Genomic DNA, 21,927 nt, shown 5'->3' with positions numbered 1-21,927 from the left:
GGCCGGGATGTTGGTCAATAATTTATTCTTGCTTTCGGGGCCAAAAGGAATAAATATTCCAACAGGCATTCGAGGAGGGTGTGCACCGCATGAGCCTGGCTTTCCGCGAACGGCACCGGCATTGGCCGCGCCGCTTGACCCTGGCCCTGTGCCTGCTGGCCGCTCCGGCCTTTGCACAGGCGGCCCCACCGGCCGACCCGGGTGCGCCGCTGCCCTATGTGATCGGCCTGCACGAGGCCTATCTGACCCCGCAGTACTGGGCCGCGCGCCTGGACAACGCCGATGCGCCGATTCTGGATCGCGCGCAGATCGAAGCACAGAACGCGCGGATGCGGGCGCAGGACAGCCACATCCAGGACATCGCCACACTGCCCGCCCAGCTTGATGCGGCGACGGTTCGCGCCAGCATCACCGCGCTGTCGAGCTGGCCCACCCGCGCCCTCTACAACGACAAGGGCCAGGCGATCGCACCCGCGCTGCGCAGCACGATCGAAGCCAACCTCGGCCTCGATGCGATTCCCACACAGGTGGCACCGGCCTACGGGCTGGTGGTGAAGCGTGCCGCGCTGCGCACCTTCCCCACCCGCGAGCGCGTCTTCAGCACCGTCGGTGACACCGACATCGACCGCTTCCAGGAATCGGCACTGTTCCCCGGCGACAAGGTCGCCGTGGTCCACCGCAGCGCCGACGGCCGCTGGCTGTTCGTGCACAGCGAGCGCTACAGCGCGTGGATCGAGGCCGAGGCCATCGCCAGCGGCGACAAGGCCACGGTGCTCGGCTACGGCGCAAAGGGCCCGTACCGGATCGTCACCGGCGCCACCGCACAGACCGCCTACACTCCGGAAGAACCGCGTGTCTCGCGCCTGCAGCTGGACATGGGTATACGCCTGCCGGTGCTGGCCGACTGGCCTGCCGCCGAACCGGTGAACGGCCAGCAGGCCCATGCCTCGTGGGTGGTGCAGTTGCCGGTGCGCGAAGCCGATGGCCGCCTGAAGCTGGTACCAGCGCTGCTGCCGCGCTCGCAGGACACCGCCGCCGATTACCTGCCGCTGACCCCACGCCTGTTGCTGCAGCAGGCCTTCAAGTTCCTGGGCGAACGCTACGGCTGGGGCCACGACTACGACACCCGCGACTGCAGCGGTTTCGTCTCCGAGATCTACCGCAGCTTCGGCGTGCTGCTGCCACGCAATACCAGTGCACAGGCAGTCAGTCCGGCACTGGACCGCCTGCCGTTCAGCGGCAAGGACGGCAAGGCGGTGCGCGACCGGGCCGTCACCAGCCTGCAGGTGGGCGACCTGGTCTACATTCCCGGTCATGTGATGATGGCCATCGGCCACGTCGACGGCCGCACCTGGGTCATCCACGATACGGCGGGCGGCAGCTGGTTCGGTGCCGACGGCACGCGCGTGCAGGCCCATCTCAATGGTGTTTCGGTCACGCCGCTGGAGCCGATGATGGCCAGCGATACCGTCCGCTACATCGACCGCATCACCAACATCCAGCGCCTGCGGGCCAAGACCCTCTGAATGAAGATCACTGCCATCGAACTGGGCATGCTGCGCGTGCCGTTGAAGACACCGTTCAAGACCGCTTTGCGCACGGTGGAAACCGTGGAAGACGTGGTGGTGTTGATCCGTACCGACACCGGTCACACGGGTTACGGCGAGGCACCGGCCACCGCGGTGATCACCGGCGATACGCACGGCTCGATCATCGAAGCGATCCGCCACTTCATCGCCCCGCGCCTGATCGGCCAGGACGTGGTCAACCTCAACCACCTGTGCACGCTGGTGCAGACCGCGATGGAGCGCAACACCAGCGCCAAGGCGGCGGTGGAGATCGCGCTGTACGACCTGTGGGCGCAGCTGCACGGTGCCCCGCTGTACCAGATGCTCGGTGGCGGCGACCCGGTGATCACCACCGACATCACCATCAGCGTGGACTACATCGACAAGATGGTGGCCGACTCGCTGTCGGCAATCGAACGCGGCTTCGAGTCGTTGAAGATCAAGGTCGGCAAGGACATCGGCCTGGACATCGAACGGGTCAAGGCGATCCATGCCGCCGTGGAAGGCCGCGCCCTGCTGCGCCTGGATGCCAACCAGGGCTGGACCGCCAAGCAGGCGGTGCATGCGATGCGCACGCTGGAGGAAGCCGGCGTGGTACTGGAGCTGCTGGAGCAGCCGGTGAAGGCCGCGGACATCAGTGGCCTGAAGTACGTCACCGACCGCGTCAACACGCCGGTGATGGCCGACGAAAGCGTGTTCAGCCCCAGCCAGGTGATGGACCTGATCCAGCAGCGCGCGGCCGACATCATCAACATCAAGCTGATGAAGACCGGCGGCCTGTCCAACGCGATCCGCATCGCCGACATCGCCGGCATCTACGGCGTGCCGTGCATGATCGGCTGCATGATCGAATCGAGCATCAGCGTGGCTGCGGCTGTGCACCTGGCCGTGGCCAAGAGCGATGTGATCACCAAGGTCGACCTCGACGGTCCCTCGCTGGGCCAGTTCGACCCGGTCAGCGGCGGCGTGCATTTCAACGAATCGGAGATCAGCATCAGCGACGTGCCGGGGTTGGGCATCACCGAAGTGCGTGGGCTGGAGATGCTGGGTTGATTTCTGCCTTGCGGCTGACGTTGCGTGCCACTGACGCTGGGTCGCGCGTTACTTTTCTTTTCGCGAAAAGAAAAGTAACCAAAAGAAACGCTCCGCCGGCCGCGAGCCGGTGCTACGCACCGGTTCCCTGCGCTCCTCGGCCCGTCGAGGGACGGCGCGGGAACTCGCTACGCTCAGACACCCGCGCCTCTTCGCCCTCGCCGGACCTGCGGTGCTCGGCTCGCTACAAGGCGGACTCAACGTCAAAGGCAACAACTGCATCCCGTGGATCCACGCCATGCGTGGATGCTTTTGCTCTTGCTTCTGCTCTACCCCGTATCCCCTTCGCGGCTGGCACGCGCGCGATCTGTCCGGGATCGGGCGGGTGGGGCTTGCAGGGGTGTCCGCGCCAAGGATGGCGCGGCCAAGCCTCCATGGACGGATTCACGGCGTCCCCTGCAAACCCCACCCGCCCGACCCACTCCATGACCTGCTCTACGCTGCCAACCGCAACGCGTTCCCCTATGCTCCAACGCACGCCCCTCGGACACCCCGCATGCCGCCCCTGCTGAAGATCCGCACCGAGCGTGGGCAGATGTCGGCCATCGAGCGCCGCATCGCCGATTTCATCCTCGACAACGCCCACCTGCTGCGCGACTACTCGTCGCAGCAGCTGGCCAGCGCGTTGGGCATCAGCCAGTCCAGCGTGGTGAAGTTCAGCCAGAAACTCGGCTTCAAGGGCTACCCGGACCTGAAGTACTCGATCGGCCAGGACGTGGCCCGCGCCGGTGCCGACCCGCAGCAGGCGCCCAGCGAACCCGACGGCGGCGATGACTACCTGCGCCTGGGCGAGGCCCTGCGCCGCAGCAAGGCCCAAGCCGAGGAGGAAACACGCCAGGCCAATCCACGCGAGGAGATCGAGCGCATCGTGCAGCTGCTCGACGGCGCACCCAAGCTGTTCGTCCATGGCCTGGGTGACGACGGCCTGTTCGCCCGCGAGTTCGCCATGCGGCTGTCGCTGCTCGGCCTGCTGGTCGTGCCGCACACCGACCCGATCCTGATGCTGGCCAACCTGTCGGCCGCCCGTCCCGGCGATGCGCTGCTGGTGTTCTCCGAATTCGGCAACCTGCCACAGCTTTCGCAGCTGTCGCGGCAGTTCCAGGACATGGGGGGCAAGGTGATTTCCATTACCCGCCACACTGCCAACCCGCTGCGCGCTCATGCTGATGCGGCACTGGCGGTCTGCGCGCACGACCGCACGCCGCAGGTCGCGCAGCTGCTGTACCGTAGCGCCATGCACGCCCTGCTCGATTTCCTGTTCGTGCTGCTCTGCCACACCAATCCGGACCGCCGGCAGCAGCTGGCGGTGAACCTGGAGCGGATCGACCACCTGCTGGATTCCTGACCGGAGCACCTGTTGATGAAATCGCTGGTCCGCCTTGCCACCACCGCACTGCTGCTTGCTGCGACGGTGTCCGTTCACGCGGCGCCGCTGGATGGCGCGCGCCAGCTGATCGTGGTCACCAGCGAAGGCTGGGACAGCACCCAGGGGCAACTACAGGCCTATGTGCGCGACGGCCAGGGCTGGCACCCGCATGGCAAGGCGTTCCCGGTGGCGCTCGGCCGCACCGGCAGCGCCTGGGGCCTGGGCCTGCATCCGGCGCAGGCCGATGGACCGCAGAAGCAGGAAGGCGATGGCCGCAGCCCGGCCGGCATATTCGCGCTCGGCAGTGCGTTCGGCTATGCCGTCACCCGCCGCGGCACCGCCATGCCCTACCAGCCGATGCTGGACAGCAGCTACTGCATGGACGTACCCGGTTCGCCGTTCTACAACCGCATCGTCGATGAAAAGAAGGTCGGCAATGCAGCGGTCAAGGGCTCCACCGAGCCGATGCGGCTGGACCTGCACAACAAGGGCGACGTGCGCTACCGGGAGGGCTTCGTCATCGCCCACAACCCGGACAACCAGCCTGGCAAGGGCAGCTGCATCTTCGCCCATCTGTGGCGCACGCCCGGCGAGGCCACCGCCGGCTGTACCGCCATGCCACAAGCACGCATGCAGGCGCTGCTGGACTGGCTGCGGCCGCAGGATACGCCGCGCTTCGTGCTGCTGCCGCGCACCGAGTACCAGCGACTGCAGGTGCAGTGGCAGCTGCCCGCGCTGAGCGGAGGCGCCCGTTGAGCGCGCAGGACGAACCACAGCTGCAGCGCGCGGTCAGCCGCTGGCAGATCGTCGGCCTGTCGATCAACGATGTGATCGGTAGCGGCATCTACCTGCTGCCGGCCGCCACCGTCGCCCTGCTCGGCCCCTTCAGCCTGTGGGGCGTGGTCGCCGCTGGCATCGTCGTCGCGCTGCTGGTGCTGTGCTACGCGCAGGCCGCCAGCTACTTCGATGAACCCGGTGGCAGCTACCTCTACGCACGCGAGGCCTTCGGCCGCTTCGCCGGATTCGAGATCGGCTGGATGATCTGGCTGACCCGCATCAGCTCGGCGGCCGCACTCAGCAACGCGCTGGCCGATGCGGTCGCGCGCTTCTGGCCATGGGCCGGCGTCGGCATGGGCCGCATCGCGGTGATCGTGGTGTCGCTGGGCTTCCTGACCGGCGTCAACATCATCGGCGTGCGCTCGGCCGCGCGCACCGGCGTGGTGCTGGTGATCGGCAAGATGCTGCCGTTGCTGCTGTTCGTGGCCATCGGCGCGTTCTATATCGACCCACAGCTGGCCTTCTCCGGCCAGCGCCCGGACCCGCATGACCTGCAACGGATGGGTGAGGCCGCCTTGCTGCTGCTGTACGCCTACGCCGGCTTCGAGAACATCCCGGCCGCCGCCGGCGAGTACCGCAATCCACGCCGCGATATTCCGTTCGCGCTGATCACCATGATCATCACCGTCACCGTCATCTATGGCGCGGTGCAGGTGGTGGCGCAGGGTACGCTGGCCGGCCTGGCCAGCTCGGCCACGCCGCTGGCCGATGCCGCAGCCGGTTTCGGCGGCGAGGCGCTGGCGCTGATCCTGACCATCGGCGCGACCATCTCCATCCTCGGTACCAACAGCAACACGATGATGATGGGCCCGCGTTTCCTGTTCGCGCTGGCCCGCGATGGCTACGGGCCGAAGATCCTGGCGCAGGTGCATCCGCGCTTCCATACGCCGGCCGCATCGATCCTGTGCCAGGGCCTGATCGCGCTCGGACTGGCGCTGTCCGGTTCGTTCGTGCAGCTCGCCCTGCTGTCGATGACCACGCGGTTGTTCGCCTACATCGGCACCGCTGCCGCCGTCCTGGTGCTGGCCAAGCGCTACGCGGATCGCCCAGGCGCGTTGAAGCTGCCCGGTGGCCCGCTGATTCCGGTGCTGGCGCTGCTGCTGTGCCTGGCCCTGTTTGCCAGCGCCAGCTGGCAGAACATTGCCGCCGCACTGGTCGCGTTTGCCATCGGCGCGGTGATCTACAGGCTGCCGCGCAAGGATGCCAGCGCCGGGTGATCGATGGTGCCGGGCCACGCCGGGCGGATTGACTTGGCGATCACGCTGCCGGACCGGGCGGTTAACCGCCACGCAGGCACGATCAGGCTTCGTCCATAACGGAGCCTTCCATGACCGAGTACCAGATTCCCGGCCGCGTACCGGACGACAGCACACCGCGCGATGCGGTCAGCAACTACTGGCGCGAACGCTACACCGCCGAACCGTACTACGACGACCAGCTGTTCTTCGAGGACTACGAGCCGGCCTACCGGATCGGCCACGCCGCGCGCGCGCAGGACATGATCCGCGCGTACGAGCAGGTCGAAGCCGAGCTGGAATCGCGCTGGGCCAACGAGCGTGGCCACAGCCGCCTGGAATGGACGCAGGCACGCAATGCGGTGCGCCGTGGCTGGGAAGACGCACAACTGGCGGATCCGCGGCTGGCACGATAGCGCCAGGCTGCTGTAGAGCCGAGCCTACGCTCGGCTCTCGCACCACGTCTATAACGTCGAGCCATGCTCGACTGAGCCGAGCATGGCTCGGCTCTACACCGGATCGATCATTCCTGTTCCGGCAGCGGCGGCACGATCGCGCTGCGCTTGCGCTCGCCACCACCGGCGGCGATCAGGTCGCGGGTGTTCTTCTGCACAGTCACTGCACCGAACAGCGACAGCGCATATGCCATGCCGTAGAAGCCCTTCTCGCTGGGTGCCAGCGTGGCGTTCCACAGGCCGACCAGCAGCAGCATCAGTGCCGACAGCAACGCGAACCAGCACAGCGCGTAATACAGGCCGCTGACCGGAATGCCTTCGACGCGGTCGCGCACGCTCTTCTGCAGCGACACCGCCGCGAACAGGCCGAACAGCAGCAGGGTCAGGTAGTAGCCCTTCTCGTTGAGCGCCATCGTGGCATTGAACAGGCCGATCAGGTACGCCGCCGCCCCCAGCAGCAGGGCCACCCAGGAGGCGGCGATGAAGGCGGTGGACGGCTTGTGGGGCATGGCAGTATTCATTGCAGGTCCTTGGCAGGCAGGCGGGCACGCTTTGCCCGGGCGTGCCCACCCTAGACGATCCCGCCGCGCTCGCACAGGGGGCGCAGGACCTTCGGGCCACGACGCTCACGGCGCCGGTGGTATACAAGGGACAGCCCGGCCATCCGCATCCCCGCACTGGAGATACCCATGACCCGCACGCCCCTGCTGCTCGCCCTCGGCCTTGTGCCGATCCTTGCCACCTCCGCCTGCAATGCCGCCGATCCGGCTTCGGGTACCGCCCAGGCCACAGCTCCTGCAGCCACCGCCACCGACCAGCGGCCGTTCACCGCCACCGACGTCAGCCGCTTCGACCAGCCCTGGGCCATGACCTTCCTGCCCGACGGCAGCCTGCTGGTCACCGAAAAGCGCGGCAAGCTGCAGCACCTGGACCCGGCCAACGGGCAGAAGCACGAGATCACCGGCGTTCCCAAGGTTGCCTATGGTGGCCAGGGTGGTTTCGGCGACATCATCCTGCACCCGGACTTCGCCCGGAATCATGTTGTTTACGTCAGCTACGCCGAGGAAGGCACGCTCGACACCCGCGGTGCCGCGGTGGCCCGGGCCACGCTGGCACTGGACGCCAACGGCGGTGGCCAACTGAAGGACCTGAAGGTGATCTGGCGGCAGAGCCCCAAGGTCAGCGGCGAGGGCCACTACGGGCATCGCCTCGCGTTCGGCCCCGACGGCAAGCTGTGGATCAGTTCCAGCGAGCGCCAGAAGTTCGATCCGGCCCAGGACATGGGCGGCAACCTCGGCAAGATCATCCGCCTCAACGACGATGGCAGCCTGCCCGCCGACAACCCGTTCGCCTCGCAGGGCGGGGTTGCCGCACAGGTGTGGTCGCTGGGCCATCGCAACATCCTGGGCATGGCCTTCGACGCCAACGGCAAGCTGTGGGCGCATGAGATGGGACCCGCCGGTGGCGACGAGTTGAACCTGATCGTGCGTGGCGCCAACTACGGCTACCCGATCGTTTCCAACGGTGACCACTACGACGGCCGTCCGATTCCCGACCACGACACCCGCCCGGAATTCGCCGCCCCTAAGGTGACCTGGACGCCGGTGATCTCGCCGGCCGGCTTCGTGATCTACAGCGGAAGCCTGTTCCCGCAGTGGAAGGGCAGCGGCTTCATCGGCGGCCTGTCGTCGACCTCGCTGGTGCGCGTGGCCTTCGACGGCGACAGCGCGCGCGAAGCCGAACGCTTCAACATGGGCGAGCGCATCCGCGAAGTGGAACAGGGCCCGGATGGCGCCCTGTGGCTGCTGGAAGACGGCAGCAAGGCGCGCCTGCTGAAGCTCACACCGAAGACCTGAGGTAGTGCCGGCCGCTGGCCGGCACCCTGGATCCTTCCGGCATCCTGCGGCTGCCGGCCAGCGGCCGGCACTACCCTTGCCAGACGGCCCCGCACGCGGGGGACCTTCACCTCGGTCTTCGATGGGCGAGCGCACCCGACGGTGCGCTGTGGCTGCTGGAAGACGGCAGCAAGGCGCGCCGGTAGTGCCGGGCGCTGGCCGGCACCCTGGATCCTTCCGGCATCCTGCGGTTTGCCGGCCAGCGGCCGGCACTACCCTTGCCAGACGGCCCCGCACGCGGGGGACCTTCACCTCGGTCTTCGTGATGGGCGAGCGCACCCGACGGTGCGCTGTGGCTGCTGGAAGACGGCAGCAAGGCACGCCGGTAGTGCCGGGCGCTGGCCGGCACCCTGGATCCTTCCGGCATCCTGCGGTTGCCGGCCAGCGGCCGGCACTACCCTTGCCAGACGGCCCCACGAGCGGGGCCGTCTGCGTTCATTGGATGGTGATGACCTTCACCTCGATCTTCGTGCAGGCCTGGTCCAGGCACTGGCCGCTCAACCACACTTGGCCGCTGCCAATCATCACGCCCTGCTGGTTGACGAAGACCTTGCCGAAGTCCTGCCCGGACACCGCCTTGACCACCGCCGGGGTGATGATCTTCTCGTAGTTCCGCTGGAACTCACCGGGGCCAGTGATCTTCTTTCCGTCGCTGATGTTCAGCGGGAAGCGCACTTGCTCGACCACCGCAGCGCGATCTCCGCCAACCACAGCGGCCTTGAACGCATTGAACACCTTCTCGAACTGCGCGGCATCGCCGAGCAGCGATTCGATGCGCGCACGCGCGTCCTCGGCAGGCGCCTCCGCTTCGGGCACGGCCGGTGCGGCGGCAGTGGGTTCAGCGGCAGGCGTAGCTGCCGCGTTGGCCTCCATCGGCGGCGGCGCATCCGCTGCAGGCTCGGCCGGCGGCGCCGGCTGCGAACAGGCCGCCAGCAAGAGGGCGGGAATCAAGACAGCGATCGTGCGCATGCGCGGGCATCCATCGTTGAAGAACACCGATGGTAGCGCCGCCACAGTGACGGCAACAAAAAGGGGACGGAGGGGATTAAGTCGTCAGTGCCACTAACGACTTAATCCCCTCCGTCCCCTTTTTTCGATCAGGCCTTCAGAAGTTCGAACTGCACCGCTTCGCCGGCGGCCGACGAGGCGCACACCCACAGGTCGAACTGGCCCGGCTCGGCACGCAGCACGCCGTCACGGCCGGTGAACGCCAGCTGCTCACGGGTGAGGGTGAACACCACGTCGGTCGACTCGCCCGGCTGCAGCGCTACCTTGCGGAAGTCCTTCAGCTCACGCACCGGACGTACGCGGCTGGCCACGCGGTCGTGGATGTACAGCTGCACCACTTCCTCGCCGGCCACGTCGCCGCTGTTGGTCAGCGTGGTGGTGATGGTCAGGGTGTCGTCCCAGCCGAGCTGTGCCGTGCTCAGCTGCGGCACGCCGTAGGCAAAGGTGGTGTAGCCGATGCCGTGGCCGAACGGGTACAGCGGCTCGTTCGGAATCTCGCGCCAGCGGGCCTTGAACTCCGACATCGTCGGCAGTTCCGGGCGACCGGTACGCGGGTGATTGTAGAAGTACGGCTGCTGGCCGGATACCTGCGGGAAGCTGACCGGCAGGCGGCCGGACGGGCTGTAGTCGCCGAACAGCACATCGGCCACGGCATGGCCGGTCTGCGTGCCCAGGTACCAGGTCACTGCCACGGCCTGTGCATTGCGCACCGCGCCCTGCAGTGCCAGCGCACGGCCGTTGCGCAGCAGCACCACCAGCGGCTTGCCGGTCATCGCCACCGCCTCGGCCAGTGCCTGCTGTGCCGGCGGCAGGGTGATCTCCACGCGCGACTGCGCTTCACCGCTGTAACGCTGCGGTTCGCCCAGCGCCAGCACCACCACATCGGCGCGCAGCGCGGCAGCCACCGCCGCTTCGGTACCGCCCGGAATGGCCGCTTCCAGTTCGCAGCCCGGCACGATTTCCAGCAGCGCTTCGTCGCCGATGGCGGCACGCACGCCGGTTTCCAGGTCCACGTAACGCTGCTTGTCGCCGAACAGCGTCCAGCAGCCTTCGATGTTGTCGCGGTCCTGCACGAACGGGCCGATCAGCGCGATCTTCTGCCCGGTCTTCTGCAACGGCAGCACGTTGTCACGGTTGTTCAGCAGCACGATCGAACGCCGCGCGGCGTCGCGCGACAGTTCGTCATGCGCGGCGATATGCGAGGTATCCGCTTCGCGCGCCGGGTCCAGCGAACGGTACGGGTCGTCGAACAGGCCGATGGTCTCCTTCAGCCACAGGATGCGGCGCACGCCTTCATCCAGCACCGCCATCGGCACTTCGCCGCTCTCGACCAGGCCCGGCAGGTGCTCGGCGTAGAAGCCGCTCTGCATGCTCAGGTCCAGGCCGGCGGTGAACGCCTTGGCGGTGGCATCGCGGTCGTCGGCGGCGTAGCCGTGCGCGACCAGTTCCATGTCGGCGGTGTAGTCGGAGATCACCACGCCCGGGAACTTCCACTCACCGCGCAGGATGTCGGTCAGCAGTTCGGCATTGGCGCTGGCCGGCACGCCGTTGATGTCGTTGAACGAGGACATCACGGTGATCGCGCCGGCCTCGAAGGCGGCCTTGAACGGCGGCAGGTGCACATCGCGCAGGGTCTGCGGCGAGATGTCCACCATGTTGTATTCCATGCCGGCCATCACCGCGCCGTAGGCGGCGAAGTGCTTCGGCGTGGCCAGCAGCGAATCGGCCGCGCGCAGGTCGCTGCCCTGGAAGCCACGCACGCGGGCGGCGGCGAACGCACAACCCAGCACCACGTCCTCACCGGCACCCTCGGCCCCCCGGCCCCAGCGCTGGTCGCGGGCGATGTCCACGGCCGGGGCATAGGTCCAGTGCAGGCCGGCAGCGGTGGCTTCGATGGCGGTGGCGCGCGCGGTGCGCTCGGCCAGGTCCGGCTCGAAGCTGGCGGCCTCGCCCAGCGGGATCGGGAACACGGTACGCATGCCGTGGATGACGTCGGCGGCCAGGATCACCGGGATGCCCAGGCGGCTCTCCTCGGTGGCGACCTGCTGGATGCGGCGGCCCAACTCGGCGCCCACGCCATTGAACAGCGAGCCGACCTTGCCCTCGCGCACCTGCTGCAGCACCTGGTCGGCATTGCGCACGTTGGCTTCCGGGTTCACGTCCGGAGCGAACGGGCGGACCATGTCCGCGAAGACACCCAGCTGGCCGACTTTTTCCTCGACGGTCATCTGGGCAATGAGGGATTCGATGCGATCGGAGGCCACCGGCAGTCCTTGATGAAAACGTTTACAAGCCCGGCATTCTAGCGATCCCGAGCCATTTGGCGAGAGGTTTCTTCGTTCAGTTTCAGCCAACAGCGGGGCCCGTATGGTCCTGCCGGGGGCACCGCAGCTTACTCCGAGCCGGCCAACTGGCGCTGCCCGGCCATCAACATGGCGTCGCTGGAGGCCTGGAACACCCGCAGGCCGAACGCCGGCAGAATCGCCAGCAGGTGGTCGAAGATGTCCGACTGCACGGCCTCGTACTCGCTCCAGGCGGTGCTGCGGGTGAAGCAGTACAGCTCCAGCGGCAGGCCTTCGGTGGTGGGCTGCAGCTGCCGCACCAGCAGGGTCATGTCGGTATGGATGCCCGGATGGCTGCGCAGGTAGCGCTCCACATAGGCACGGAAGGTACCCAGGTTGGTCACCCGGCGGCTGTTGACCTCAGCCACGCCCTGCTCGCGCAGGCGCCCGTTCCACTGCCCCAGTTCCTGCTCCTTGTCACGCAGGTACTCACGCAGCAGCGCGAATTCGCCGAGGAAGGCCAGGTCGCCGTCGTCGAGGAAACCAACGCTGTGCTGGTCCAGGTACAGCGCGCGCTTGATCCGGCGGCCACCGGCCTCCTGCATGCCGCGCCAGTTCTTGAACGACTCGGTCACCAGCTTCTTGGTCGGGATGGTGGTGATGGTCTTGTCGAAGTTCTGCACGGTGATGGTGTGCAGCGCGATGTCGATGACGTCGCCGTCGGCGTTCTGGCTGGGCATCTCGATCCAGTCGCCGATGCGCACGCGGCCATCGCCACTGATCTGCACGCTGGCCACCAGCGACAGGATGGTGTCCTGGAAGATCAGCATCAGCACCGCCGTGGCCGCGCCGAGGCCGGTGACCAGATAGCGCAGGTCGACGCCGGCCAGGGTAGCGACGATCGACAGGCCGGCGATCACGAAGAGGACGATCTTGGCGACCTGCAGGTAGCCCTTGATCGGCTTGTTGCGTGCCTCAGGGCGGCGCTCGTACAGATCGTTGGCCGCATCCAGCGCATGCGAGATGGCCAGCACCACGGTCAGGATCGCCCACGCCTGGCAAGCGCCGATGATGAAGCTGACCAGGCCCGGCGGCAGGTCCGGCACGATGCGGATGCCCGAGGCGATCACCTGGCTGGGCACCACGTTGGACAGGCGCGAGATCACCCGCATCAGGTGGCTGCCGCGGCCGGTGTCAGCGCCGGGGAGGCGGCTGAGCAGGCGCCGCAGGCCACGCAGCAGGATGCGCTTGGTCACCCAGTTGGCCAGGCCAGCCGCGATCAGCAGCGCCGAGATCATCAACGCCAGGTAGGCGCCGGGATAGGGTTCCAGTGTGTTCTGCAGCCGTTCCAGCCACTGTACCGCCACCACCGCATCCACCATCAGTTGTCTCCTGTCTGTTTCGTTGTTGCCAAGGTTGCCGGCCAGCGGCCGGCACTACCGGGGTTGCTGGCCAATGGCCGGCGCGACCGGGTCAGTCCCGCGTGCGTTCGATGATCACGCCCACCGCGCGCGCGCCGCGCACCGCGCCCGGCTTGCTCAGCTTCAGGCGCAGCCACTTCACGTCGAATTCGTCCAGCACGATCTGCGCGCAGCGCTCGGCCAGCGTCTCGACCAGGCCGAACTCCGACTCGCGCACGAACTGCTCCAGGCGCTTGCTCACCGCCTTGTAGTTCAGGGTGTGGGCGATGTCGTCGGTGGCCGCGGGGCGACGGTTGTCGAAGCCCATTTCCAGGTCGAACACCAGGTCCTGGCGGATCCGTCGTTCCCAATCGTAGATACCGATCAGGGCGTCGATCGTCAGCCCTTCGATGAAAACCTTGTCCATTGCGCTTACCGGCACGAATACAGGCGGCCATGGTAACGGCACGGCGGTGAGCCTGCCCGGAACGGGCGGTGAGCGGCCGACAGGGAGACGGCGCCGGAAAAAACAAAGGGCCCCACTAGCAGGGCCCTTTGGTACTACCGTTTGTCCCCGGGGGGAGCTGGAATCCAGCCGCGAGTCCCGGTGGCGCAGGCACGCAGATTAGGCAAGGACCAGATCGCCGGTCAAGGCCAATTCCGACAGGGCAGGTCAGGTATTCGTCCGAGGCAAAACGCAGAAAATCTGCCGCGCGGACAACGACGTTCCCTGATGGTCGCCGCCGCCCACTCTCGCGAACATCGATCCCTCCTTCACCACCGCACATGACGATGGCTCCATACGATGTACTGCGGCGCGCGTTGTCAGCGGAGCGTCTGTCTACTTACGAGAGAATCGCATCGACCTGCAGCCCCGACGTCACAGCCGAATCCCTGTACCTGTGGAACATGCGGATGTGCAGTGCACTGATGATGCCGGTCCATCTGTGCGAAGTGGTCACCCGCAACGCCGCTGCAGCTGTGCTCGCCAGGCAGCATGGCCCGCGTTGGCCGTGGAATGGTGCCTTCCGACGGAGGCTGCCAACCTCATCCAGTACTTCTCCGCGCACGGTACTGGAACAACTTGCCAGCCGCGTCACCGATACACCTGGGATCGTCGCCAACCTGCCGATGGTGTTCTGGCAGCAGCTCTTCACCTGTCGCTTCGACTCCACGCTTTGGATACCCGCACTCAGCAGGGTTCTGCAGCATGCTCCCTCTGCTCATCCCAGTGCCGTCAGGAAAGCCATCCATGCGGATATCGGACGCATCCGCCACCTGCGCAACCGCATCGCGCACCACGAGCCCATCTTGGAACGCGACATCGGCGCCGACCTGGCCGCGATCGGGCGGCTGATCCACGCCCGCTGCCCGCACACGCTGGGCTGGCTGCAGCGCCATGAGCGGGCGACGACGGTGCTGGCGGCGTCGCCGTTGGCAGTGCATCGGTAATGCGTCCGCCGGGCATGGCCCAACGCTATCGGTTCACACCGCCGGCAGGGTCGCCATGTCCCAGCGCGGGGTCACATCCACCTTCGGCGGGCTGCGCTGGCCGGCCTGCAGGCGCAGCGCGCCGGCGAAGGCGATCATCGCGCCGTTGTCGGTGCACAGTGCCGGCCGCGGGAAGCAGGCACGGCCGCCGAGACGCTCGGCCATCTGCTGCAGGCGGGCGCGCAGGCGCTTGTTGGCGCCGACGCCGCCGGCCACCACGATCACGTTGGTGCCCGCTGCTTCCAGCGCGCGCTCGCACTTGATCGACAGCGTCTCGACCACCGCATCTTCAAAGCCACGGGCGATATCGGCACGGGTCTGCTCGCTCTGGTCGCTGTCGCGCCAGGCCATCAGGACCTGGGTCTTCAGGCCGGAGAAGCTGAAATCCAGCCCCGGGCGGTCGGTCATCGGCCGCGCGAAGCGGTACACGCCCGGCGTGCCCTGCTCGGCCAGCCTGGCCAGCTGCGGGCCACCGGGGTACGGCAGGCCCATCATCTTGGCGGTCTTGTCGAAGGCCTCGCCGGCCGCATCATCCAGGGTTTCGCCCAGCAGGCGGTACTGGCCGATCGCATCCACCGCCACCAGCTGGGTATGGCCACCGGATACCAGCAGTGCCACGAACGGCGCTTCCGGCGGGTCGTCTTCCATCAGCGGTGCCAGCAGGTGGCCTTCCATATGGTGTACGCCCACCGCCGGTACCTCCAGCGCCCAGGCCAGCGATCGGGCCACGCCGGCGCCGACCAGCAGCGCGCCAACCAGGCCAGGACCGGCCGTGTAGGCCACCCCGTCGATGTCGCCGACATCCAGACCGGCGTCGGCCAGGGTCTGGCGCACCAGCGGCAGCAGCTTGCGGACGTGGTCGCGGCTGGCCAGCTCGGGCACCACGCCACCGTATTCGGCGTGCAGGGCGATCTGGCTGTAGACCGCATGGGCGCGCAGGGCCGCGCTGCCGGCCAGGCCGGTGTCATACACCGCCACGCCGGTCTCATCACAGGAAGATTCGATGCCAAGGACTCGCATGCCTGCTATTATGACGCCCCTGCCGCCCCCTCGGGGGATGTGCAGATCTCACTGCTTTCGAACCCCCGGCCCGTATTCAGGGTTGGCCGCTTGCAGTTTGTCTATTCGCCGCTATAATGTGCGGCTCGCCGGGCGTGACCCGGTTCTACTGTGTCCCGGAGATTCCATGCCCAGCGTCAAAGTCCGCGAGAACGAGCCCTTCGAGTTTGCTCTTCGCCGCTTCAAGCGCACTTGCGAAAAGGCCGGTGTGCTGGCCGAAACCCGCAAGCGCGAGTTCTACGAAAAGCCGACCCAGGAGCGCAAGCGCAAGGCCGCCGCTGCTGTGAAGCGTCAGCTGCGCCGCTCGTCGCGCGACGTCACCAAGCGTCAGCGCCTGTACTGATCGGACGCATCTTCATTGCGGCGGGGCTGCCTGTCGCGATGGAGCCGAAGCCGGCACGCGCGAGCGTCGCCGGCTTTTTGCGTTTCCGGGTTCGGGCATCCGCCCCGCCCCACCTACCACCACGAGGTTCCTCATGAGCATGAAGCAGCAGCTCACCGAAGACATGAAGGCCGCCATGAAGGCGGGCGAGAAGCACAAGCTGGGCGTGATCCGCCTGATCAACGCTGCCATCAAGCAGCGCGAAGTGGACGAGCGCATCGAGCTGGACGACACCGCCGTGATCGCCGTGCTCGACAAGATGGTCAAGCAGCGCAAGGACTCGGTCAGCCAGTACGAAGCGGCCAACCGCGAAGACCTGGCCGAGATCGAGCGCGCCGAGATCGTGGTCATCGAAGCCTACCTGCCGGCCAAGATGGGCGAAGCCGAGATCGTGGCCGCCATCCAGGCCGCCATCGCCGAGACCGGCGCCTCCGGCCCGGCCGACATGGGCAAGCTGATGGGCGCACTGAAGCCCAAGCTCGCTGGCCAGGCCGACATGGGCCTGGTGTCCAAGCTGGTCAAGCAGCAGCTGGCGTAATCCGGCACACGGGGTCGGATCCCTTTCGCAACGCGAAAGGGCTCTGACCCCATTGATGCACCCGCTTCACCGCACCTTCGTCGGTCGCCTGCTACAACCACACCCATGGTTGAACCCGAGCCCAACGTTCCCGTGTCCCTGCACAAGTACCTCAAGCGCCTGCAGGACAGCTTTCCGATGGCGGTGGCCAAGCGCTTCATCGACGTCGACGTGCTGACCCAGGCCGCCTCCGTTTCCTTCTACGCCCTGCTGTCGATGGCACCGCTGCTGGTGCTGCTGCTGTGGTTGACCGCTTCGCTGTACCCGCCGGCACAGCAGGCGCTGATCGACCAGATCAGCTCGGTGGCTGGCAGCAGCGCGGCTACGGTGGCCGAAACCGTCCTGAAGAACGCCGACAACCAGCCCGACGTCGGCTCGTTGGCGGGGCTGTGGAGCACGCTGCTGCTGTTCGTCGGCGCCACCGCCGTGTTCGCGCAGCTGCAGAACGCGCTCAACCTGATCTTCCGCACCAGTGGCGAGCGCCTGGAGGGCATCAAGGCCTGGCTGCGCAAGCGTGTGTTCTCGTTCGGCGTGGTGCTGGCCCTGGGCTTCCTGCTGATCCTGTCGATGACGGCCACCACGGTGCTGCAGGTGGCCTTCGCGCAACTGCCCTCGATCCTCCCCGCGCTGGGGTACGTCACCAGCCTGCTGCTGTACGCGGTGGGGTTCGCCTTCATGTACCACTACCTGCCCGACCGCCGCGTGGCGTGGCGCCAGGCCTTCATCGGCGGCGTCATCACCTCGGCACTGTTTGCACTGGGCCGCTACGGCATCGGCGTCTACATCGCCACCGTGGCCCCCGGCAGTGCCTACGGCTCGATGGGCGCCCTGGTGATCTCGCTGGTCTGGATCTATTACGCGACCGTGGTCTTCTTCGTTGGCGCGTTGATGACCGCGGTGATCGATGAGCGACTGCGCGCGCGCCATCACCTGGCCGCCGCCGGCATCGATCCGGCCGCCGCCAGCCAGGTGCCCGACAGGGGGTAAACTAGGGCAACCGCCCCCGGTTCCGTCGCGTGGTCCTGTACCGCGCCCTGCCCTGTTGCCCATGGCCCGTATCCCCGACGCTTTCATCGACGACCTGCTGGCCCGCACCGACATCGTCGAGGTGGTGGGCAGCCGCGTGCCGTTGAAGCGCCAGGGCAAGGAATACGCCGCACGCTGCCCGTTCCATGACGAGCGCTCGGCCTCGTTCACGGTCTCGCCCACCAAGCAGTTCTATCACTGCTTCGGCTGCGGCGCGCACGGCACCGCGATCAGCTTCCTGATGAACTACGACCGCCTCGAGTTCCTCGACGCGGTGGATGAACTGGCCAAGCGCGCGGGCATGGACGTGCCGCGCAACGAGAACCCGCGCAGCCCCCAGCAGCAGGACGACAGCCGCGAGCTGTACTCGGCGCTGGACGCCGCCACGAAGTTCTTCCAGAAGAACCTGGAAGGCAGCGAGAAGGCACGCGCGTATCTTGAAAGCCGCGGCGTGGACGAAGAGAACCGCGCACGCTTCCAGATCGGCTACGCGCCGAATGGCTACAGCGGACTGCGCGATGCACTGGGCAAGGACGAGCGGCGCATGAAGCTGCTCGACCGCGCCGGCCTGTTCTCGAAGAACGACCGCGGCCACGTCTACGACAAGTTCCGCGACCGGGTGATGTTCCCGATCTTCGACCGCCGTGGCCGGGTGATCGCCTTCGGTGGCCGCGTGTTCGAGAAGGACGACGGCCCCAAGTACCTCAACTCGCCCGAGACCGCGCTGTTCCACAAGGGCCGCGAACTGTACGGCCTGTGGCAGGTACGCCAGGCCAACCAGAAGATCGAGCGGCTGATCGTGGTCGAAGGCTACATGGACGTGGTCTCGCTGTTCCAGTTCGGTGTCACCCAGGCGGTGGCAACGCTGGGTACCGCGACCACGCCGGACCATGCCGAGCTGCTGTTCCGCAACGCGCCGGACGTGTTCTTCTGCTTCGACGGCGACGCCGCCGGCCGCCGCGCCGGCTGGAAGGCGCTGGAGTCGGTGCTGCCGCGCATGAAGGATGGCCGCCAGGCCTTCTTCCTGTTCCTGCCCGATGGCGAGGACCCGGACACCATCGTGCGCAAGGAAGGCGCCGAGGCCTTCAACGAGCGCCTCAAGCAGGCTACGCCGCTGTCGCAGTTCTTCTTCGACGAACTGACCCGCGAGATCAACCTGGGCACGCTGGACGGCAAGGCACGCCTGGCAGAACGGGCAAAGCCGATGCTGGCGCAGATTCCCGACGGCGCCTTCGGCGACCTGATGAAGCAGCAGCTGGCGCAGCTGACCGGCCTGGGCGGCACTGCCCAGGCCACGCGCGCGCCGATGCCGCAACGCCAGCCGCAGCGGACGATCCAGCCCGTGGCCAAGCGCAGCCTGGTGCGCGGCGCGATCGCCGTGCTGCTGCAGCAGCCGTCGCTGGCGCTGACGCTGGGCGGCAAGCACCACTTCCAGGGCCTGCGCCTGCCCGGCGTGGAACTGCTGCTGGAGCTGCTGGGGCTGGTCGAACAGCGCCCGGACATCAGCACCGGCGCCCTGCTGGAACACTTCGACGGCCGCGAGGAACAGGCCTCGCTGCATACCCTGGCCGCACAGACGCTGCCCGGCACCGAGGCCAGCTGGACCCAGGAACTGCACGATGCTGTGGCCCAGCTGGAGAAACAGCTGCTGGTGCAACGTCTGGAGGAGTTGTTGGCAAAGCAGCGCCAGCAGGGCCTGGATGATACTGACAAATACGAACTGCGCGAGCTGCTGAAGGCGCGCGCCGGACTGCGCCTGTAGAGGGCAGAACGTTTTCACGGAGAGGACCATGCTGCTGCGCCTGACCTGCCTGCTGTTGTTGTCGCTCTGCCTGCCACTGGCGGCCCTGGCCGCAGATGGCCCGCTCAATGAAGTCCGCCCGGGCCTGTATGCCGGCGGCCAGCCCTCCGCCGCACAGCTGCGCGAACTTGCCGCGCAAGGCGTGCGCACCGTGATCGACCTGCGCCAGCCCGGCGAGGACCGGGGCTTCGACGAAACCCGCCTCGCCGAATCATTGGGCCTGCGCTACGTGCGCATTCCGGTGGCCGGTGCCGAGGGGCTCGATGCCGCCAACGTGCGCGCCGTGCACCAGGCCCTGCGGCAGAGCCAGGGGCCGGTGCTGCTGCACTGTGCGTCCGGCAACCGCGCCGGCGCCGTGCTCGGCCTGGTCAACGCACGCTACGAACATGCCGGCCCCGAACAGGCTCTTCAGCTGGGCCAGCGTGCTGGCCTGACCTCGCTGGAAGCCGCCACCCGCCAACGCCTGGCCACGCCGGTCACCTCGCCCTGAACCCTCCGCACCAAGGACTCTGCCCACCATGACCCGCTGGTGGTCGCGCCTGCGACCGGACAACTTCACCCTCGCCCTGCTGTGCACCGTCGGCCTGGCCTCGCTACTGCCGATGAAGGGCGCCGCCGCCATCGTCCTCGACGATGTCACCACCGTCGCCATCGCTGCACTGTTCTTCCTGCATGGCGCGCGCCTGCCGCGCGAGTCGATCATCGGCGGCATGCTGCACTGGCGGCTGCACCTGACCATCCTGGCCTGCACCTTCCTCCTGTTCCCGCTGCTGGGGCTGATGTTCAAGCCGCTGTCGGGCTGGCTGCTGACCCCGGAGCTGTACCTCGGCGTGCTGTTCCTGTGCACCCTGCCCTCCACCGTGCAGTCGTCCATCGCGTTCACTTCGATGGCGCATGGCAACGTGCCCGCAGCGGTGTGCAGCGCCTCGCTGTCGAGCATCCTCGGCGTGTTCCTGACCCCGCTGCTGCTGACCGCGCTTGCGGGCACCTCCGGCGGCGTGCACGACCCGCTGCATGCGATCGGCGGCATCATGCTGCAGCTGCTGGTGCCGTTCGTGGCCGGCCACCTGCTGCGGCCGTGGATTGCCGGCTGGGTGGAACGCCAGCGCGCGCTGCTGCGCTACACCGACCAGGCCACCATCCTGCTGGTGGTGTACTCGGCGTTCGGTGAAGCGGTGACTGAAGGCCTGTGGAGCAAGACGCCGCTGCTCTCGCTGCTGGCCGTGGCGGTCGTGGCCGCCGTGCTGCTCGGCATCGCGATGCCGCTGATTACCTTCATCGCGCGTCGCCTGCGTTTCAACCGCGAGGACGAGATCGCCATCGTGTTCTGCGGTTCGAAGAAGAGCCTGGCCACCGGCGTGCCGATCGCCAAGGTGCTGTTCGCCGGCGGCAGCCTGGGCGCCATCGTGCTGCCGGTGATGATCTACCACCAGATCCAGCTGATCGTCTGCGGCGTGATCGCGCAGCGGTACGCGAAGCGCGCGCCCTGACCCGGCGGGAGGACATCCACGCATGGCGCGGATCAACTGTAGAGCCGAGCCCACGCTCGGCTGACACCTGTGGTCCGGAGTAGATCCACGCCATGCGTGGATGGATTGCCTGACGCTACGGATCCACCAGCGTCCCGACGCTCAGTTCCGGCATCCATACCCACAGGTCGTACGGCCGTTCCGCACCGGCAGCGACCCGCGGCCCCGTGGCAACCTGCTCTCGAAGTGGCCGCGCCATGCAACCGCCCGCGCATCTCCACGTCTGACCACGTTGCGCGCCCATCCGTACGCTGTAGATATCCAGGTCCCGCAGCTGCGACGCCATCGGATGCATCTGCATTTCCGGAGGCATACCTTGCGGCCTTTGCAGCATGGCGTGCACGTTACCAGTCAGCACCAGCATGCGCGCATTGGCCGGTAGGCCTCGATAGAGCCGCCGCAACTCGGCTGCCATGAGGTCATCGCGTACCTGGTTGCCGCCCTTGCTGGCGTTGACGTCATAGCCAACGACGTCGATCACACGTCCCTGCGACTTCAGCACGCGCAGGCTTTCGATCATTGCCAGCATGTCGCGGCTGCGACGGCCGTCATGCTGGTCATCGCGCACGGTCCAGAACGCACGCCCGCGCAGATGCTGGCGTGCCTTCTCCCCGCCATCGGAAGCCAGGTAATCGCGCAGCGTGGGGGTTTCCCCGCGTGGCAGTTCCAGCGCCAGCAGGACCGGCCCGGTGCGGCTGTAGCCGTCCACCAGCTGCCGCACCAGCAGCGGCGTCTCGCGGGTTCCATGGAATTCGCCCAGCACCAGCAGGCGGTGATCACCGGCGTGCTGGCGGATCTGCGCGGCGGTGTCGTCGGCATGCGCGGTCACGGCCATGCCCAGCGCCAGCAGCAGCGCGGTGGTCCAGCGGAAGATCGAATGCATCCCTGCTCGCTCCTTTCCTTGGGGTCAGGAACAGCAATGGC

21 protein-coding genes are annotated in these 21,927 nt (G+C 67.3%); 14 read left to right on the top strand and 7 right to left on the bottom strand.

Going from position 1 to position 21,927, the window contains the following annotated elements:
• Nucleotides 1–89 precede the first annotated feature (89 nt).
• The 6 genes from AC5P66_RS11150 (at nt 90) to AC5P66_RS11125 (ending at nt 6,514) form a co-directional block, all read left to right on the top strand.
• Nucleotides 90–1,526 carry a C40 family peptidase gene (locus AC5P66_RS11150; protein WP_495216317.1) on the top strand — a complete coding sequence of 479 codons (1,437 nt, stop codon included), beginning with the start codon at nt 90–92 and terminating at the stop codon, nt 1,524–1,526.
• Nucleotides 1,527–2,621 (top strand): dipeptide epimerase, encoded by a 1,095-nt coding sequence (locus AC5P66_RS11145; RefSeq protein ID WP_012478950.1) that lies wholly within the window; start codon nt 1,527–1,529, stop codon nt 2,619–2,621.
• A gap of 535 nt (nt 2,622–3,156) precedes the next feature.
• Nucleotides 3,157–4,005, top strand: coding sequence for a MurR/RpiR family transcriptional regulator (locus AC5P66_RS11140; RefSeq protein WP_049411335.1), 849 nt, complete (start codon nt 3,157–3,159; stop codon nt 4,003–4,005).
• 15 nt (nt 4,006–4,020) lie between these two features.
• Nucleotides 4,021–4,782, top strand: coding sequence for a L,D-transpeptidase family protein (locus AC5P66_RS11135; RefSeq protein WP_495216315.1), 762 nt, complete (start codon nt 4,021–4,023; stop codon nt 4,780–4,782).
• The gene (locus AC5P66_RS11130; protein WP_099495491.1) at nt 4,779–6,080 is read left to right on the top strand and encodes an APC family permease; all 1,302 of its coding nucleotides are present in this window, start codon (nt 4,779–4,781) and stop codon (nt 6,078–6,080) included. Before AC5P66_RS11135 ends, AC5P66_RS11130 begins: the two co-directional genes overlap by 4 nt.
• 110 nt (nt 6,081–6,190) lie before the next feature.
• Nucleotides 6,191–6,514, top strand: coding sequence for a hypothetical protein (locus AC5P66_RS11125; RefSeq protein ID WP_049411344.1), 324 nt, complete (start codon nt 6,191–6,193; stop codon nt 6,512–6,514).
• 107 nt (nt 6,515–6,621) lie between these two features.
• On the opposite strand, the gene yiaA is transcribed toward AC5P66_RS11125, so the two are convergent.
• Entirely contained in the window at nt 6,622–7,074 is a 453-nt protein-coding gene (gene yiaA / locus AC5P66_RS11120) for an inner membrane protein YiaA (protein WP_495216313.1), read from the bottom strand.
• Between the two features lie 168 nt (nt 7,075–7,242).
• On the opposite strand from yiaA, the gene AC5P66_RS11115 reads away from it, so the two are divergent.
• Nucleotides 7,243–8,409: a PQQ-dependent sugar dehydrogenase gene (locus tag AC5P66_RS11115; RefSeq protein ID WP_478489058.1), complete on the top strand. Its 1,167-nt coding sequence runs from the start codon at nt 7,243–7,245 to the stop codon at nt 8,407–8,409.
• A 474-nt stretch (nt 8,410–8,883) separates the two neighbouring features.
• Here the strand turns inward: AC5P66_RS11115 and AC5P66_RS11110 are convergent, their stop codons facing one another.
• From AC5P66_RS11110 to folB, 4 genes are all read right to left on the bottom strand, one after another.
• Nucleotides 8,884–9,417: a hypothetical protein gene (locus AC5P66_RS11110; RefSeq protein ID WP_495216312.1), complete on the bottom strand. Its 534-nt coding sequence runs from the start codon at nt 9,415–9,417 to the stop codon at nt 8,884–8,886.
• A gap of 128 nt (nt 9,418–9,545) precedes the next feature.
• Nucleotides 9,546–11,720, bottom strand: a complete 2,175-nt coding sequence (locus tag AC5P66_RS11105; protein WP_448140721.1) for a glycoside hydrolase family 3 N-terminal domain-containing protein — start codon at nt 11,718–11,720, stop codon at nt 9,546–9,548.
• 128 nt (nt 11,721–11,848) lie between these two features.
• The gene (locus AC5P66_RS11100; protein ID WP_495216311.1) at nt 11,849–13,120 is read right to left on the bottom strand and encodes a mechanosensitive ion channel family protein; all 1,272 of its coding nucleotides are present in this window, start codon (nt 13,118–13,120) and stop codon (nt 11,849–11,851) included.
• A 91-nt stretch (nt 13,121–13,211) separates the two neighbouring features.
• Nucleotides 13,212–13,565 (bottom strand): dihydroneopterin aldolase, encoded by a 354-nt coding sequence (gene folB, locus AC5P66_RS11095; RefSeq protein ID WP_005407807.1) that lies wholly within the window; start codon nt 13,563–13,565, stop codon nt 13,212–13,214.
• A gap of 359 nt (nt 13,566–13,924) precedes the next feature.
• On the opposite strand from folB, the gene AC5P66_RS11090 reads away from it, so the two are divergent.
• Nucleotides 13,925–14,590, top strand: coding sequence for a hypothetical protein (locus AC5P66_RS11090; RefSeq protein ID WP_099487982.1), 666 nt, complete (start codon nt 13,925–13,927; stop codon nt 14,588–14,590).
• A 33-nt stretch (nt 14,591–14,623) separates the two neighbouring features.
• On the opposite strand, the gene tsaD is transcribed toward AC5P66_RS11090, so the two are convergent.
• Nucleotides 14,624–15,649 (bottom strand): tRNA (adenosine(37)-N6)-threonylcarbamoyltransferase complex transferase subunit TsaD, encoded by a 1,026-nt coding sequence (gene tsaD, locus AC5P66_RS11085; protein WP_099495486.1) that lies wholly within the window; start codon nt 15,647–15,649, stop codon nt 14,624–14,626.
• A gap of 166 nt (nt 15,650–15,815) precedes the next feature.
• Between tsaD and rpsU the strand changes: the two genes are divergently transcribed.
• The 6 genes from rpsU to AC5P66_RS11055 all read left to right on the top strand — a co-directional run bounded on the left by rpsU (nt 15,816) and on the right by AC5P66_RS11055 (nt 20,964).
• Nucleotides 15,816–16,031: a 30S ribosomal protein S21 gene (rpsU, locus tag AC5P66_RS11080; RefSeq protein ID WP_002808376.1), complete on the top strand. Its 216-nt coding sequence runs from the start codon at nt 15,816–15,818 to the stop codon at nt 16,029–16,031.
• A gap of 133 nt (nt 16,032–16,164) precedes the next feature.
• A complete protein-coding gene (locus AC5P66_RS11075) occupies nt 16,165–16,608 on the top strand; it encodes a GatB/YqeY domain-containing protein (RefSeq protein WP_005415013.1) in 444 nt (147 codons plus the stop codon).
• 105 nt (nt 16,609–16,713) lie between these two features.
• Nucleotides 16,714–17,634 (top strand): YihY/virulence factor BrkB family protein, encoded by a 921-nt coding sequence (locus AC5P66_RS11070; RefSeq protein WP_049416765.1) that lies wholly within the window; start codon nt 16,714–16,716, stop codon nt 17,632–17,634.
• Nucleotides 17,635–17,695: 61 nt separating this feature from the next.
• Nucleotides 17,696–19,435: a DNA primase gene (gene dnaG / locus AC5P66_RS11065; protein ID WP_099495485.1), complete on the top strand. Its 1,740-nt coding sequence runs from the start codon at nt 17,696–17,698 to the stop codon at nt 19,433–19,435.
• Between the two features lie 28 nt (nt 19,436–19,463).
• Complete coding sequence (locus tag AC5P66_RS11060) at nt 19,464–19,964, top strand: protein tyrosine phosphatase family protein (protein ID WP_049416770.1); 501 nt, start codon at nt 19,464–19,466, stop codon at nt 19,962–19,964.
• Nucleotides 19,965–19,992: 28 nt separating this feature from the next.
• Nucleotides 19,993–20,964, top strand: coding sequence for a bile acid:sodium symporter family protein (locus tag AC5P66_RS11055; RefSeq protein ID WP_049416772.1), 972 nt, complete (start codon nt 19,993–19,995; stop codon nt 20,962–20,964).
• 115 nt (nt 20,965–21,079) lie between these two features.
• Here AC5P66_RS11055 and AC5P66_RS11050 read toward each other — a convergent pair whose 3' ends face one another.
• Nucleotides 21,080–21,886: a calcium-binding protein gene (locus AC5P66_RS11050; protein ID WP_495216310.1), complete on the bottom strand. Its 807-nt coding sequence runs from the start codon at nt 21,884–21,886 to the stop codon at nt 21,080–21,082.
• Nucleotides 21,887–21,927: the final 41 nt, after the last annotated feature.

Source organism: Stenotrophomonas sp. YJH_SMC_122 (assembly GCF_059369535.1).
The sequence above is the reverse complement of the archived record's forward strand: the minus strand, read 5'-3'. Positions and strand labels throughout refer to the sequence as shown.

Excerpts from the sequence above, each read along its gene's own strand:
- AC5P66_RS11150 (WP_495216317.1), top strand. The coding sequence starts at position 90 with ATGAGCCTGGCTTTCCGCGAACGGCACCGGCATTGGCCGCGCCGCTTG.
- AC5P66_RS11110 (WP_495216312.1), bottom strand. The coding sequence starts at position 9,417 with ATGCGCACGATCGCTGTCTTGATTCCCGCCCTCTTGCTGGCGGCCTGT.
- AC5P66_RS11100 (WP_495216311.1), bottom strand. The coding sequence starts at position 13,120 with ATGGTGGATGCGGTGGTGGCGGTACAGTGGCTGGAACGGCTGCAGAAC.
- AC5P66_RS11060 (WP_049416770.1), top strand. The coding sequence starts at position 19,464 with ATGCTGCTGCGCCTGACCTGCCTGCTGTTGTTGTCGCTCTGCCTGCCA.
- AC5P66_RS11145 (WP_012478950.1), top strand. The coding sequence starts at position 1,527 with ATGAAGATCACTGCCATCGAACTGGGCATGCTGCGCGTGCCGTTGAAG.
- AC5P66_RS11140 (WP_049411335.1), top strand. The coding sequence starts at position 3,157 with ATGCCGCCCCTGCTGAAGATCCGCACCGAGCGTGGGCAGATGTCGGCC.
- AC5P66_RS11135 (WP_495216315.1), top strand. The coding sequence starts at position 4,021 with ATGAAATCGCTGGTCCGCCTTGCCACCACCGCACTGCTGCTTGCTGCG.
- dnaG (WP_099495485.1), top strand. The coding sequence starts at position 17,696 with ATGGCCCGTATCCCCGACGCTTTCATCGACGACCTGCTGGCCCGCACC.
- AC5P66_RS11125 (WP_049411344.1), top strand. The coding sequence starts at position 6,191 with ATGACCGAGTACCAGATTCCCGGCCGCGTACCGGACGACAGCACACCG.
- tsaD (WP_099495486.1), bottom strand. The coding sequence starts at position 15,649 with ATGCGAGTCCTTGGCATCGAATCTTCCTGTGATGAGACCGGCGTGGCG.
- AC5P66_RS11070 (WP_049416765.1), top strand. The coding sequence starts at position 16,714 with ATGGTTGAACCCGAGCCCAACGTTCCCGTGTCCCTGCACAAGTACCTC.
- yiaA (WP_495216313.1), bottom strand. The coding sequence starts at position 7,074 with ATGAATACTGCCATGCCCCACAAGCCGTCCACCGCCTTCATCGCCGCC.
- AC5P66_RS11055 (WP_049416772.1), top strand. The coding sequence starts at position 19,993 with ATGACCCGCTGGTGGTCGCGCCTGCGACCGGACAACTTCACCCTCGCC.
- AC5P66_RS11115 (WP_478489058.1), top strand. The coding sequence starts at position 7,243 with ATGACCCGCACGCCCCTGCTGCTCGCCCTCGGCCTTGTGCCGATCCTT.
- folB (WP_005407807.1), bottom strand. The coding sequence starts at position 13,565 with ATGGACAAGGTTTTCATCGAAGGGCTGACGATCGACGCCCTGATCGGT.
- AC5P66_RS11050 (WP_495216310.1), bottom strand. The coding sequence starts at position 21,886 with ATGCATTCGATCTTCCGCTGGACCACCGCGCTGCTGCTGGCGCTGGGC.
- rpsU (WP_002808376.1), top strand. The coding sequence starts at position 15,816 with ATGCCCAGCGTCAAAGTCCGCGAGAACGAGCCCTTCGAGTTTGCTCTT.
- AC5P66_RS11075 (WP_005415013.1), top strand. The coding sequence starts at position 16,165 with ATGAGCATGAAGCAGCAGCTCACCGAAGACATGAAGGCCGCCATGAAG.
- AC5P66_RS11090 (WP_099487982.1), top strand. The coding sequence starts at position 13,925 with ATGACGATGGCTCCATACGATGTACTGCGGCGCGCGTTGTCAGCGGAG.